This window comes from Pseudoalteromonas sp. SWXJ133, assembly GCF_015864365.1.
GTDB classification, from domain to species: Bacteria; Pseudomonadota; Gammaproteobacteria; order Enterobacterales; family Alteromonadaceae; genus Pseudoalteromonas; species Pseudoalteromonas arctica.
The window spans coordinates 113302-127287 of record NZ_JADYXJ010000008.1 but is presented as its reverse complement, the minus strand read 5'-3'; the positions used below and the strand labels follow the sequence as shown (position 1 = coordinate 127287).

The window sequence follows — 13986 nt, the reverse complement described above, 5'->3', positions numbered from 1 at the left end:
GGACGAGAAAGCGTTGCTCAGTTTTTACAAGCACACAATATGAAATGTAATTTATACACCTTTAGGAACCGTTACAGTCATTACTAAACCACCTGCAGTATCATTTTTAGCAAATACTGTCGCAGCAATCGCATGTAATTGCCTTTGTGCTAAAGCAAGCCCTAAACCAAAGCTATCACTGTTGCATGAGCGAGCTGAATCAATCCGGAAAAAAGGTCTAAAAATAGTATTTAAATGCTCTTTAGGTACTCCTGGACCTTGATCTGCAATAATAATTTGATATTCATGTTTATAATCAATGAGGCTAATCCGTACTTTTTTATTAATGGGTGTGTAACGTAGTGCATTTCTAAGTATATTCTCCAGTGCTTGACCTAATGCTCTGTGATTACTGTTTTCAATATGGGCTTGATTAGGTAAGTCAGCAAAAATAAGTTTATCTGGGTACTCAAAACGCCCATCTTCAATGAGAATTTCGAGTAAATCGACTAAATCCAAAGATTCGATGCGCAACTGAGGTGACTCGTTATCTAACCAGGATAAAGTAAGCGTGTCATCCACTAACTTACGGATGTGCTGTGACTCTTTGTGAATACGCTCTAATTTGATTTGCGTGTCTTCTACACCCTTTTCTCTGTGAGAGAGTAAATTGTCAGTTGCTATATCTAAGCGTGTTAAAGGTGTTCTCAACTCGTGAGACAGATCAGTTAGTAATACACGTTGATGCATAATCTGATCACTGATCCGCTCTGCCATTAAATCAAATGTTTCAGCTAACTGGGATAGTTCATCATTGCGTGAGCCCAACTGCTCCCGAACTCTGACACTAAAGTCTCCTTTGCTAAATGCCCTACTTGCTAAGTCGAGTTCTTTAATAGGATGCATAATATGGCGATATAACACAATCGATAAACACACCAATATCAGCATTGGCAATAAAACTTGTAACGACAAACGTGTTAAATTCCAAAGTGATCCTGGGCGCATTCTTTGCGGCAACTGCACAACAAGGCTAGTTGCACCATCTTTAAAAGGTAATTGCATAACGGGTGCATGCTCAAAATACAGATGAATTTTCCAATCAATACTTCGTCCCAAGTTATACCCTGTATACTCATAACGATGAGAGCGATTACCTGCTAACTCAACCACATTGGCTTTAGCAATTACAGCCCAAATACTCTCTTGTTGTTGTAAATCATCAACCCAACGCTCAAGTTCGCTCATATCGCCTTGATCAAATATAACCTCAGCCTTTTTTTGCCAATTAATTAACTCTTCTCGACTTGAGTCACTTAGCATGCTCATATCATTTTCAAAATGATTAACCGCGACATTAATTAAATAAAACATCGCAACAACACCAGTACCAATAATTAAGCACAGCTTCCAAAATAAACGTCGTGTCATTTAATACAGTACCCTTGCCCATGCACAGTGTGTAAACGGCTGCCATCCCAGCCGGCGTTATTTAATTTTTTTCGTATACGACTCATATGCATATCTAAACTACGATCGTACTGACTGAAACGCTTGTTAAGCGCCACTTGATATAAAAAAGGTTTTAACAGTATTTGTTCTTGGTTTTTCATTAAAATTTGCAGCAAGGCAAACTCAATAGGCGTAAAAGCTAATAGCTCACAATGCAGAAAAACCTGCTGGTGTAGGCTATCTATTTCAAGTCCATCAATATTAGCAATGTAAGGGGTATTTGTGTCTTGTTTAAAAACGCGCCTTAGTACTGAATCTACTCGTAGTAATAATTCTTGGCTATTAAACGGTTTTGCTAAGTAATCATCTGCACCAGCTGATAAACCTAAAATGCGCTCTTCTTCAGCATGTTTTGCCGATACAATTATTACAGGGGTGTTATTACAACTACGTAAAATATTAAGCACTGCTAAGCCATCTTTGCCCGGCAACATAACATCTAATAAAATAAGACTAAAACGTTGAGCAACCGCTAAATCAAGCGCTTGATTACCATCAAAACACTGTGTAACAGAGTATCCTTGGTTGGCTAGTAATTCAGTAATTTGATCATTAAGTAATGTATCGTCTTCAACAACTAAAATATCAAAATCAGATTTGTTACGTTGATAGGCCTGTGGTGCAGACATAGAAAGCCATAATTTTTATAGTATTAAAACAAATTAAAGCAAATGGTAATACAAATCAATATCAAAATTAGTGAGTGTGGAGAAAGTTGATTTTTTGAGTGTTTTGAGTGTTTTGAGTGTTTTGAGTGTTTTGAGTGTTTTGAGTGTTTTGAGTGTTTTTCGAGCATAAACTTGTCATTTAGGAAATAACAAGTGGCGGAGTGGACGGGACTCGAACCCGCGACCCCCGGCGTGACAGGCCGGTATTCTAACCAACTGAACTACCACTCCGCAGTGGTATGTGCATGGGGTAATGCACTTACTAATTTTAATCATGATATCAAATGGCGGAGTGGACGGGACTCGAACCCGCGACCCCCGGCGTGACAGGCCGGTATTCTAACCAACTGAACTACCACTCCGCAGAGATATCATTATACTTGTTATTACTTAATTTGTTGGCGGAGTGGACGGGACTCGAACCCGCGACCCCCGGCGTGACAGGCCGGTATTCTAACCAACTGAACTACCACTCCGCAGAGATATCATTATACTTGTTATTACTTAATTTGTTGGCGGAGTGGACGGGACTCGAACCCGCGACCCCCGGCGTGACAGGCCGGTATTCTAACCAACTGAACTACCACTCCAGCATACAAATTTTGTAATATAACATTGTTTAAATAGTTGGCGGAGTGGACGGGACTCGAACCCGCGACCCCCGGCGTGACAGGCCGGTATTCTAACCAACTGAACTACCACTCCAGCGTATATTTAAACTGTTATTTTTTCTTATTGGCGGAGTGGACGGGACTCGAACCCGCGACCCCCGGCGTGACAGGCCGGTATTCTAACCAACTGAACTACCACTCCATAATAAGAATATGTTTTACAACCATACGTTGTGTAAGTGTTGGCGGAGTGGACGGGACTCGAACCCGCGACCCCCGGCGTGACAGGCCGGTATTCTAACCAACTGAACTACCACTCCAGCTAAGTACTTACAAGTTTTCGAAAATGGCGGAGTGGACGGGACTCGAACCCGCGACCCCCGGCGTGACAGGCCGGTATTCTAACCAACTGAACTACCACTCCATATTTCCGGTGCCGTTTAGGTCTCCCTTAACAGCGGCGTGAATAATACGAACCAGCCCCTATTTCGTCAAGGGCTTTTTTGCTTTTTTATAGGTTTTTTAGTCATCTGACATCGAAAGGTTTAAAATTTCACCTGATTTGTCATTTTTTGAGCCATTTTCACCGACTTGATTTTTTTCTTTGTCGGTAACGTCCCCTTTTCTTGTTTTCTTTTTCTTTAAAAAAGGCAGCTTCACTTTAAATTTAATCGGTTTTTTCTGAACAAATATACGAATTAACAACCAACCGAGTAATAAAATGAGCGTATTGCAGCCTACAATTAAACTAATTATTGTAGATGTAGCCATTTTTTCTTCAACAGGCTCACTCTCAATCATTTTATCTGGCGTAATAATCGTTGCAGGATCTATTTCGGGCACAACTTTTATCGGTCGTTCTACCGCAAATTTATAGGTTGGCAGCGTTGCCATAAATTCACGGCCGTTAATATTAGTGCCAAAAACAGATAACTCAACACTATATCTACCCCAGCCATAATTTTTAATTACAAGTTGGCGCGATGCATCTGCTATCGCATTAATTGTAAACATTTGTTCTTCATTATTTGGATAGTAAATTTTACCCTGAATAATGACCGTTTCGGGTTTTACTATTTTGGTATCTATATTAATAGTTAAATGATGATCACTAACATTTTCATCCGCTCGAATAATTGCATAGTTAAAAGGAGGTTCATGAACCACTACTTTATCTTGAACTACTCTACGCTTTAATAATGGTGTAGAAATGTAAAGTCTAGAAGCCCATTCGCCAGCAGGAAAATCCAATGTGAACTCACCAGTAAAAACGCCATCCTTTGGGTGTTCGTCAAATCCACGACCATCGTCTTTAAATTCAGCTACTTTTTGACCTCCTGCGCCAAAATTCGTAAAACTGTCGTTATTAGTACTCACAAAATCTACATTTAGCTTTACAACGTCCCTAAACAAGTTTTCATCAATTGGTTCTCCATCATTGAGTATTTTCCCGGTGATTTTTATTGTCTCTCCTTTAAACAACATAGGTGGAAGAGGCTCTGCAGCAAGAGATACTTCTCCTAATACAACTATTCTGCTGTCGGGTAAAATACTGCCTATTACTTGCCAAGGACCAGGTATAGGCTTTTTAATGGTTATTAAATCGTAATTGAGTTCATCAAACCATTCAATATTTGGGTTATAAGCAGCATCTCTAGTGAAGTACTTACTTCCATCCGGTCTAACTAAAATAACAGAAGATGCTCCTGGTTTTCTAAAGAAGAGCAGCGTTATTTCATCAATGTCGCTATCTATGCGAAAACGATTATCAAGTAATGGTATCTCATTTTGATGTCCATCACGTTTGAGCACTTCTACTTGCTTTACGCCATAAGCATTACTAGTGAATAAACTAGCTGCACATAACGCTGTTACAAAATACATCGTTTTCATTAAATGGCCTCATTCAGCGCGCCATATACATTGGCCGCCTTCTTTATTTACAAGATCTAATCGTGCTTCGTGTGCGCTTTGCTCAGCGTCGCTTGCTCGCAGAACAACTAATGGGGCTCTATCACTATTTAAACGCTTTATATCGCCCTTCTGCTGCTCGCTGCCGTCATCTTTATTTTGATTCAAATTTAGCTTTGTTTGACCACCTGTCATGGCAAGGTAAACATCGGCTAAAATCTCAGAATCCAGTAGCGCGCCGTGAAGTGTTCGTTTGCCGTTATCTACATCGTAACGACGACATAATGCATCAAGATTGTTCTTTTGACCCGGGTGCAAGTCACGCGCCATTTTAAGCGTGTCGAGAACTTGACAAAAAGTATCAGTTTTAGGATAGCCCTGATTAAGTAGCGAGAATTCGTTATCCATGTGGCCAATATCAAACGGTGCATTATGAATAACCAGTTCAGCCCCTTCAATATAGTCGAAAAACTCTTGGGCAATTTGATGAAATAACGGTTTATCACGTAAAAATTCGTTAGTGATACCGTGAACGTCGATTGCTTCTTCTTCGCTTGCTCGTTGTGGGTTTATATAAACGTGAAAGTTATTGCCTGTTAAGCGGCGATTTACTAACTCCACACACCCAATTTCTATAATACGGTGCCCTTGTTTAGGGTCGATGCCGGTGGTTTCTGTATCTAAAACTATTTGTCTACGTGCCATATCGAATTTAGCCTGATTCTGGTATCTTTCTATAATCACTTTATTGTACATAAGATCAAGGTAAAACAGTGCAAAAAACCGTAGAGATTTACACCGATGGCTCATGTTTAGGTAATCCAGGCCCCGGCGGTTATGGTATTTTTATGATTTATAACGGCCACGAAAAAGAAATGAGCCAAGGTTATAAACTCACAACAAATAACCGAATGGAAATGCTCGCGGCTATTGTAGCCCTAGAATCACTCACTCGAGAATGCGAAGTAAACCTAACAACCGATAGCCAATATGTTAAGCAAGGCATTGAATCGTGGATCACTAACTGGAAAAAACGTGGCTGGTTAACATCAGCTAAAAAGCCGGTTAAAAACGTCGACTTATGGAAACGCCTAGATAAAGCCTGTAGCGAGCACAATGTAACTTGGAAATGGGTTAAAGGGCATAGCGGCCATAAGTACAACGAAATAGTTGATGATTTAGCGCGCGATGCCGCTGGCAGTAGAGATTTACTAGAAGATGTAGGCTACCAGCCTTAATTTATTATGAGCTAGTTGTTATACCAATTTTATTAAAAACATGTTCATTCTATCGCATTAAATAACTCACTAACTGCGTTAAAAATTATTCATATAGAACAACTATATGTCACAATTTTAGCCTTGTTAATGTGCTATTTTCTTAGCGCTATAATAGCTCACTTATTTAATGCAATTGGTATTATTTTTTTGCTCGCACGATTTAAAGTGTTGCTTTGACGTTTGTCTAAGCCCTGCCCCTTTTACTGGTGCAAACTGCGGCCTTGCATGCCACTTAGGTTTTATTGGCGTAAGTGGCGCAACTCTTTTTCGTGCCACCAGCATATAAACACTGCCCATCGGTTTTAAATACTGTTTAGCAAAGGTACGCCAAAACTCAAACCTTGATAGCCTATTACCTCTTGCCAGTGATGAATAAATAAAACGTTCGTCACTTACAATTTCAAAACCAAGTAAGTTTAGCCAATCTTTAACCCTCGCAGGGGTAAAAAAGCGCCCCGTCCATGGTAATTTCTGACCACTAAAAGGTAGCATTTGTGCAAGTCCGCACAAACTAAACGGGTTAAATCCCGTAATTACTATATAGCCGCCCGGAATAAGTGTGCGATGTGCTTCTCGTAAAATGTGATGTGGGTCTGAATGATACTCTAAGCAGTGACTTAGTATGCAGGCATCAATACTGTGCTCGTAAAATGGCAGTTCATCTATGTCAGCAACTACCCCAGTGTAAGGCCCAGGTTCTGCAACACACACTTGGTGTTTAATCGTACTTATACTTGTATTTAATTCGCCACTTAAATTACCTAGCTTAAGCATATGATAGCCAAACATACGCGGCAGCCATTGCTCCATTTTGCGTTCAATATCTTTGCGCAAATAATCCCCATGAGGAAACTGTTGCCACGACAGTGGTTTGGGTCCTTCTTGAAAACTAAGGGCTGGTTTCATTTTTTGAGCTCGTTATACTATGCGGTAAGTGTCACTTTATAGAGCAATTTACCATGGTGCAAGTCAAAGCAATTAAAGCCTTTTCTGATAATTACATTTGGTGTTTAACTACCGATAATAGTAACCAAGCATGGGTAGTCGATCCAGGCCAAGCACAGAGCGTATTAGCGTATCTAGCTGAGCACAAACTAACGCTTGGTGGTATTTTAATTACGCATCATCACTACGACCACACTGATGGCGTAGCTGCATTAGTTGACGCCTATCCAAATATATCGGTTTATGGCCCCGCGAATAGTCCATTTAAAGGCGTTACCCACTCACTTACTGATGGTCAAAGCATTAGCGTACTTAATATTAACTTTAATATTTTGGCAACTCCTGGGCACACGCTTGATCATATTTGCTATACAAATGATGAACTTGCTTTTACAGGCGATACATTGTTTAGCGGTGGATGTGGGCGCTTATTTGAAGGCACGCCAAAGCAAATGTGGGAATCGTTTAATAAACTAAGAGAGCTGCCTGCAAGCTGCAGTGTGTATTGCACGCACGAATACACGCAAGCTAATCTTGCCTTTGCCAAAGCGGTTGAACCACGTAACCCAGAACTACTCGCGTACAGTAAAAAAGTAGATGAATTACGCAGTAATAACCAAATCTCCCTACCCACTTCTATTGGACAGGAGCTAAAAATAAATCCATTTATGCGTAGCGATTTGCCAACCATTACAGAGTTAGTGCCAGAAAAATTCATCTCGGTTACAAAAAACAATGAACCTTGGGGAAACTTTGCTAGTCTGAGACAGTTCAAAGACAATTTTTAATGCACAAACTAATACTTTAATATTTATTTTATTAGAATCATTAACTTAAGATATAGTGATGATTCTATTTCTGCGTTTTAAAAAGTCATTAAGTGGCAATGTTAACTCATAACAGGTAGTATTCGCCGAGTTTTTTACCCGATGTATTGGTATTTATGAATAAATCTCCCCTATTAGTAGCCTTGGCGTTAGCGCTAAGTGGTTGTCAAACTGTGACAACTCTAGACTCAGACTCTCAAGTCGCCACGCAAGCAAACCAACAACTCGAAGGCGCAAGTCCTAACGACATTAACAATGCATTGATGGTAAACGCACAATATCAGCAAGTTGACCCTGATGAGCAAGAAGCTCCCGTGTTTGATGATGTATGGGAGCGAATTCGCTACCAACTTTCTATCGAAATACCGCAAAACCGCCCTGTTGTTACTGAACGTAATTATTACGCTCGCCACCAAGCCTATTTAGATCGTATTTCTAAACGTGCAGAACCTTACTTACACTTTATAGTTGAAGAAGTAGAAAAGCGCGAAATGCCAATCGAAATTGCACTACTGCCTATTGTAGAAAGTGCATTTGACCCGTTTGGTTATTCTAATCGCAGCGCATCGGGCATTTGGCAGTTTATGCCTGCAACCGGTGAGCGATTCGATTTAAAACAAAACTGGTGGTACGACGGTCGTCGCGACATAGTGCAGTCGACTCGCGCAGCACTTGACTACTTATCGTATTTACATAAAACACTTGAAGGCGATTGGCTAAATGCAATTGCTGCTTACAACTCAGGTGAAGGGCGCTTGATGCGCGCGATTAAAAAGAATCGTAAAAAGCATTTACCTACCGATTTTTGGTCTCTTGATTTACCTAGCGAAACAACAGCCTACGTACCAAAGTTATTAGCACTTGCCGATTTATTAAAACGCTCAGATGATTTTAACGTTACATGGCAATCAGTAATTAATGCACAAGTGGTTGAAGTGGTTGATGTTGGCTCGCAAATAGATTTAGCGCTTGCTGCTGATATGGCTGATATGACGCTTACTGAGCTATACAGATTAAACCCTGGTTTTAACCGCTGGGCAACTGATCCTAATGGCCCGCATTCTTTATTATTGCCTGTTGATAAAGCAGAGGAATTTAGCCAAAAATTAGCAAACACTGATGTTAAAAACAGATTACGCTGGCAGCGTTATATTGTGGCTCGAGGCGACAGCTTATCGGTAATTGCCAAAAAGTTTACAACAAGCTCAAGTGCAATCCGATCGCTTAATAAACTCAAATCAAATACGATTAAAGTAGGCCAAGAGTTACTAGTCCCGCTTACTGATGGCGCTATAAATAGCGAGCATTTACCAAAGCAGATGCGTTTAGCTGCTAATAAAGCAACTCGCACAAAGCTTTCGCACACAGTTAAAAGTGGCGACACGTTATGGGATATTAGCCGCGAATATGACGTAACTATGGATGAGTTGGCTAAATGGAATAAACTAAAGAAAAACTCTGTATTGCGCCTAAATCAAAAACTAACTGTGTATAAATCAGCTAATAAACCACAAGCAACGGCAAGCACCAACCGTACTATTACATACAAAGTACGCCGAGGTGATTCTCTTGCACGTATTGCGTCTAAGTTTAATCTAAGCGTTAACGAAATTATTAAGTGGAATAATTTAGCCGGTCAAAAATACTTACAACCTGGCCAAAAGCTAAAACTTAAAGTAGATGTCAGAAGTAGTTAGTTTATAAAACTATATTAAAAGTAAAAAGGAGCGCATGCGCTCCTTTTTTAATACTTTAACGTTAAGGATTAAGCAGGTAGTTTTTCTAGCCATACTTTTAACCAAGGCTCGGCTACCGGCCATGGTTCAAAATCTTCACATGCATCTATTTCTAGGCGGTTGCCCACAGGCTTTGCTTGTAAATCGCGAAGTAGCTCGTCAAAGCTTCGCCCTGCGCCACAAAATGTATCGCCGTAACATCTGTCACCCATTGCAATTACACCAAACGGTTTATCGGTAAGCATTGGGAAAGTGCTATTCATTGCAAAGTACAATCCTGCCAAATTACTCGGTACATCACCTTGGCCTGTTGTGGAGGTAACAATTAAAATATGCGATGCATTTTTTATATCATCAAGTGATGCTTCAGTAATTACTGTAGCAGTATGACCCGCTTGCTCAATTGTGGCTGCAACTTCATCGCTTAAACGCTCTGCACCGCCATTAACGCTGCCTACAAAAATACTAATATGTGCCATTAATAATCCTTTTCTTGCTCTGGCCAACCTAGCTGCTTACATATTTCAAGCATGTCTTCACCTAGTGGCGCTTTAATTGTTATTGATTCATTACTATAAGGGTGCACAAAACTAAGCTCTGTTGCAAATAACATTAAGCGTCTTAGTTCAAAATGCTCTCTAAAAAATTGATTATGCTGATTATCACCGTGATTTACATCACCAATAATAGGCAGTGATAAGTGCTTTAAGTGTCTGCGAATTTGATGCTTGCGCCCTGTTTTTGGAAAGCACTCAACTAACGAGTAACGCACTGTTGGATACTTACCTATAGGAATAGGCAATGCAACTTGGTGCAAGCAATTAAACTGGGTTTGCGCTTCTTGCGGTGCTTTGTCTTGATCTGCAAACTTATCGGCTATTTTATCAAGTTCTTCTTTAAGCGGTTTATCTAAAAATACCGACTCTGGTGCAAAGCCGCGCACTAAGGCCACATAGCGCTTAGCAATGGTGCCTTCAATAAATAGCTGGTTCATATCGCGAGCAGCTTCAGAGCTCAGTGCAAACAGCAATACGCCCGACGTAGGTCTATCGAGCCTATGTACTGGAAATACATGTTGCCCTAGCTGGTCGCGCAACATTTGCATAGCAAACTGGGTTTCGTGTTTATCTAAAAACGAGCGATGCACTAATAAACCTGAAGGCTTATTTATAGCCACATAGTTTTCATCTTGATACAAAATAGTCAGCTCGCCATATTCAATAGGCGCTGGACGCTCACTCATTTGGTTCTCCTAAAAAGGTATCAAGGGCTGTTAGTAATTCAATTATTTCATCGCTCCCCGCTTTATTCACAAGTGTCATTTGCGCCATAGGAGCAATAGCAAAGTTACGTGGCAGTGGTTGCTTGTGCGTTATTAATTGCTGTATTTTATTAATAAATACAAATTGTAACCACTGCTCAAACGCCATTGTATCGTGACAAAAAGGAATATTTGAAAGCAGTGCATCAGCGTCTATTGGCTCACTTTGCCAAAGCGCGTGTTTTTGTAAAAGTGCCGTTAGCTGCACTAAATAAGTTTGGGTTTGCTGGTACATAACCACCCTCTTTTATATATGTAATGCAATTATACCCTGTTCCCTCATAGGCGGCTATGACGTATAATTAATGTAATTTTGCAGTAAAAACAGTTGAGAAAACAATGAGTGATCAAATAGCTACATTAGGTCAGCTTTTAGATGGTGCGGGTACTCAGTGGCGTGCTTTTGATATTGGCAGGCATATTACTAAACTCGATAAAAAACAATTTTTAGCTATTGAACAAGCTCAAGTGCCTTACCCTTATCCTCTTGCTGGCCACGCTTGGCTCGCTATTCAATTTTGGGATACTAAAGCCAGTAAAGAACCGTATGTATGGTTTTTAAAATTTCCACTTGATGAGCAAAGTATGCTTGTAAGTGCTAGTCGCGATCACTTTACTGATATGGTTATTCAAGCGCTAGGCACTGAAATTACAGGTGAGCAAGCCGATGGAAAACTTGATAATAACCCTTATGTTTTTACACCAAACGCAAATAAATTAGCGGCATTTAACGCCCAAGTAAAAGTACTATTAAAACAGCCTGCATCGCAGTATTACGAGCATGCACAATTGTACTTTAGCGGTAAAATTGGTTTTGATAATTGGCAAAGTGTTGCACTACAGGGTATTGCCGATTTTGCACTACGCTTAGACAGCGATACAAACTTAAGTAATCTGCAAAAAGCATGGGCGCATTTACCTATTGAAGTACTACAACCACTCAGTGCCATGCTTGAACACGTTGAAATACCAACATCAATGAGTGAGTTACTTGTTGATTACACCCAGGCCGCAATTAGTAACAACGACACAGTGGCTATAACCGCAGCACTAAGATCAGTTTCAAAAGGTCAAGCTCAAGGGTTATGCGCTCAATTAGTCGATACTGTACTAAGCTCACCAGTGAGGCACGACTCTGACGTGTTACTAACAATAGCTGGGCGGTGTTTTAAACAATTAGAAAACCCTGAACGCTTACATGTATTTATGGATAATTGCGCACATCATCAAAAAATTGATGAGTTGTTTCCTAGTATTTTTGCTGACTTAGTTGCAATACCGACTATTCGCCCGCATTTATTAGGCTTATTACGTAAAGAAAATCGTAGCGAAACCCTCGCGCGTGCAATTGGAAGGTTATTCTCTTAAATGGCAAGTTTATGGACGTTCATACTTATTGGTAGTGTAATTTACTTATTTTGGCTTAGCCGAAAGGTTGCTGAAGCGGCGAACGTTCATGCTAAACGTCAAAGTGAGCAATTGCAGGTGCAGTTGATGAGTGTTGCATGCACAAAACGCCGCTTTGGTTTTTTAAAGAACGGCAAGCCAGGCATCAAAAGTGAATTTATATTTGAATTTTCAAGCGATGGTGAAAATGCTTATCAAGGTGTGTTAATTATGGAAAATGAGTTTTTGAAAAGTGTGGTTGTTCCACCGCATAAAATATAAAACTGAATATACTTTGAGAGTATTTGTCTTAAATTAATAAACTTAATTCAACACAAAAAACTAAGGCGTAACTAAAGTTACGCCCCAATTGGACTGCATCCTGCTAGATATCCATTATCTTAAATCCGTATTATCATCCCCTGAACGAGTAAACAACCTTGTTTACCCTCACATTGCATCCTGCAATATCCATAGCCACCTGGCAAACCCACGAAATCTATCGTTTGGCTACATACCGTAGCATCATCCCTGGTAATCCTTTTAAGTAGCTCCTGCCACTTTTTGCATCCTGCAATATCCATAGCCATCTTGGCAAACCCACGAAACCTATCGTTTAGCTACATCCCGTAGCATCATCCCTGGCAATCCTTTAAAGTAGCTCCTGCCACTTTTGCATCCTGCAATGTCCACTTGCCATCTTGGCCGTCCTGCGTAAACTAACGCTCCTGCTACTTCCTGTAGCGTCATCCGTGATTATCCTAAAGTAACTCCTAGCTACTAAGTGCTTCATGCACTTCCTTATTCTTCCTTGTATCCGTTTTAGCTTGTCCTTTATGCTTCCTGCTAGCGTCCGCTATGTTGCCTATTCCGTATCCTTGGCAGTAACTCAATCATTGAGCTATGTCGTCTTGACGAAGAGAAGTTTAAAGCAATCAGGGGGGAGAAATAGGACTTAACACTAAATAAATAAACGTCACAAAAATGAAAAATAAAAATAGACTTTAAATAACAATAGCTTGAATGTAAAAAGGCTACTTATTAATAGCCTTTAACTGATAATGCTCACGATAATGTGAGATATATCTTACGGCCTTATGTCCGTTTGGGCGCATTGGCTTACATTATAATTTTAAATAGTTGGCTCAATTATTGATTTAAATAGTAACTCGCCCTCTACTTGGTTAAAAGTAAGGTGTTTAAATGCTTCAAACTTTTCGGTTTTAAAAAATTCAGTGTGTTCTTTACGCGTTACAAATACAGCCATCCCCGTTGACTCAGCGTTACATTTAACTAAATCATCAAGCCCTCGTAGTAAGTAACGACCAAACCCTTGCCCATGAAAATGTGGATCTACGGCAATAAAAGCTAAAAAGTAGTAATTGCCTTTCTCTTTAAGGGCATCTCTAATTGTTTGTTCTTTATCTATTAATTGATTTGTTTGTAAGTAGCCCGCACTCAGCATCAATTTTAAACGCCAGTGCCAATAACGCTGCGCTTGTAATTGGCTATTAGATTCAAATACACACGCTACTGCTTTTAATTTATCGTTGCGGTATAAACCAATTAATGGCTGCTTTTCTTGCCAAAAACTACTGAGCTCTTCGCGAATTAATGATCGTAATTTTTTTTCGTATACTGATTTATTTTTGTCATTGTAGCTAAGCATGTTTTGTAATACAGGATCGTCATGATAAGCCTGATAAATTAGGCTTGCTGCAGTGCTAATATCTTCTGCGGCTAAATACTGTACGCTGAACGTATCAGCTGGCGTGGTTACACTCATTGTATTTCCTTTATTATTTTAGCT

The 13986-nt window shown here is 40.0% G+C and carries 14 protein-coding genes and 8 tRNA genes; 5 read left to right on the top strand and 17 right to left on the bottom strand.

Annotated features, from left to right (window positions below):
* Positions 1 to 51: 51 nt before the first annotated feature.
* The 12 genes from I6F40_RS08480 to dnaQ form a co-directional block, all read right to left on the bottom strand.
* Positions 52 to 1410 carry a histidine kinase sensor domain-containing protein gene (locus tag I6F40_RS08480; RefSeq protein WP_166378959.1) on the bottom strand — a complete coding sequence of 453 codons (1359 nt, stop codon included), beginning with the start codon at positions 1408 to 1410 and terminating at the stop codon, positions 52 to 54.
* Positions 1407 to 2120, bottom strand: coding sequence for a response regulator transcription factor (locus tag I6F40_RS08475; protein WP_024604903.1), 714 nt, complete (start codon positions 2118 to 2120; stop codon positions 1407 to 1409). The genes I6F40_RS08480 and I6F40_RS08475 overlap by 4 nt, the downstream gene beginning before the upstream one ends.
* A 193-nt stretch (positions 2121 to 2313) precedes the next feature.
* A tRNA-Asp gene (locus I6F40_RS08470) sits at positions 2314 to 2390 on the bottom strand.
* A 54-nt stretch (positions 2391 to 2444) separates the two neighbouring features.
* A tRNA-Asp gene (locus I6F40_RS08465) sits at positions 2445 to 2521 on the bottom strand.
* Positions 2522 to 2558: 37 nt separating this feature from the next.
* Positions 2559 to 2635 (bottom strand) — tRNA-Asp (locus I6F40_RS08460).
* A gap of 37 nt (positions 2636 to 2672) precedes the next feature.
* Positions 2673 to 2749: transfer RNA gene (locus I6F40_RS08455), tRNA-Asp, on the bottom strand.
* Between the two features lie 38 nt (positions 2750 to 2787).
* Positions 2788 to 2864 (bottom strand) — tRNA-Asp (locus tag I6F40_RS08450).
* Between the two features lie 31 nt (positions 2865 to 2895).
* Positions 2896 to 2972: transfer RNA gene (locus tag I6F40_RS08445), tRNA-Asp, on the bottom strand.
* A gap of 41 nt (positions 2973 to 3013) precedes the next feature.
* Positions 3014 to 3090 (bottom strand) — tRNA-Asp (locus tag I6F40_RS08440).
* Between the two features lie 27 nt (positions 3091 to 3117).
* A tRNA-Asp gene (locus I6F40_RS08435) sits at positions 3118 to 3194 on the bottom strand.
* A 98-nt stretch (positions 3195 to 3292) separates the two neighbouring features.
* Positions 3293 to 4663, bottom strand: coding sequence for a TIGR03503 family protein (locus I6F40_RS08430; protein ID WP_166379273.1), 1371 nt, complete (start codon positions 4661 to 4663; stop codon positions 3293 to 3295).
* Positions 4664 to 4672: 9 nt separating this feature from the next.
* Positions 4673 to 5386, bottom strand: coding sequence for a DNA polymerase III subunit epsilon (gene dnaQ / locus I6F40_RS08425; RefSeq protein WP_166379271.1), 714 nt, complete (start codon positions 5384 to 5386; stop codon positions 4673 to 4675).
* Between the two features lie 68 nt (positions 5387 to 5454).
* On the opposite strand from dnaQ, the gene rnhA reads away from it, so the two are divergent.
* Positions 5455 to 5919 carry a ribonuclease HI gene (gene rnhA / locus I6F40_RS08420; protein WP_166379269.1) on the top strand — a complete coding sequence of 155 codons (465 nt, stop codon included), beginning with the start codon at positions 5455 to 5457 and terminating at the stop codon, positions 5917 to 5919.
* 162 nt (positions 5920 to 6081) lie between these two features.
* Here rnhA and I6F40_RS08415 read toward each other — a convergent pair whose 3' ends face one another.
* On the bottom strand, positions 6082 to 6867 hold the full coding sequence (locus tag I6F40_RS08415; RefSeq protein ID WP_165735688.1) for a class I SAM-dependent methyltransferase: 786 nt from the start codon (positions 6865 to 6867) through the stop codon (positions 6082 to 6084).
* Positions 6868 to 6920: 53 nt separating this feature from the next.
* Here I6F40_RS08415 and gloB point away from each other — a divergent pair, with 53 nt between their 5' ends.
* Together gloB and I6F40_RS08405 are read left to right on the top strand one after the other, a co-directional pair.
* The gene (gloB, locus tag I6F40_RS08410; RefSeq protein ID WP_166379267.1) at positions 6921 to 7694 is read left to right on the top strand and encodes a hydroxyacylglutathione hydrolase; all 774 of its coding nucleotides are present in this window, start codon (positions 6921 to 6923) and stop codon (positions 7692 to 7694) included.
* Between the two features lie 155 nt (positions 7695 to 7849).
* Positions 7850 to 9430: a LysM peptidoglycan-binding domain-containing protein gene (locus tag I6F40_RS08405; protein ID WP_197192759.1), complete on the top strand. Its 1581-nt coding sequence runs from the start codon at positions 7850 to 7852 to the stop codon at positions 9428 to 9430.
* Between the two features lie 68 nt (positions 9431 to 9498).
* Here the strand turns inward: I6F40_RS08405 and I6F40_RS08400 are convergent, their stop codons facing one another.
* From I6F40_RS08400 to I6F40_RS08390, 3 genes are read right to left on the bottom strand one after another with little or no spacing between them, the layout of a single operon-like run.
* Positions 9499 to 9948, bottom strand: a complete 450-nt coding sequence (locus I6F40_RS08400) for a flavodoxin (RefSeq protein WP_002963026.1) — start codon at positions 9946 to 9948, stop codon at positions 9499 to 9501.
* Positions 9948 to 10712 (bottom strand): tRNA pseudouridine(65) synthase TruC, encoded by a 765-nt coding sequence (gene truC / locus I6F40_RS08395; RefSeq protein WP_197192758.1) that lies wholly within the window; start codon positions 10710 to 10712, stop codon positions 9948 to 9950. Before truC ends, I6F40_RS08400 begins: the two co-directional genes overlap by 1 nt.
* Positions 10705 to 11025, bottom strand: a complete 321-nt coding sequence (locus I6F40_RS08390) for a YqcC family protein (protein ID WP_166379261.1) — start codon at positions 11023 to 11025, stop codon at positions 10705 to 10707. Before I6F40_RS08390 ends, truC begins: the two co-directional genes overlap by 8 nt.
* A gap of 104 nt (positions 11026 to 11129) precedes the next feature.
* Here I6F40_RS08390 and I6F40_RS08385 point away from each other — a divergent pair, with 104 nt between their 5' ends.
* Positions 11130 to 12158, top strand: coding sequence for a DUF3549 family protein (locus I6F40_RS08385; protein WP_197192757.1), 1029 nt, complete (start codon positions 11130 to 11132; stop codon positions 12156 to 12158).
* Positions 12159 to 12458, top strand: a complete 300-nt coding sequence (locus I6F40_RS08380) for a DUF3301 domain-containing protein (protein ID WP_166379257.1) — start codon at positions 12159 to 12161, stop codon at positions 12456 to 12458. It begins immediately after the preceding gene.
* Between the two features lie 850 nt (positions 12459 to 13308).
* On the opposite strand, the gene I6F40_RS08375 is transcribed toward I6F40_RS08380, so the two are convergent.
* Positions 13309 to 13962: a GNAT family N-acetyltransferase gene (locus tag I6F40_RS08375; RefSeq protein ID WP_197192756.1), complete on the bottom strand. Its 654-nt coding sequence runs from the start codon at positions 13960 to 13962 to the stop codon at positions 13309 to 13311.
* Between the last annotated feature and the right edge of the window lie 24 nt (positions 13963 to 13986).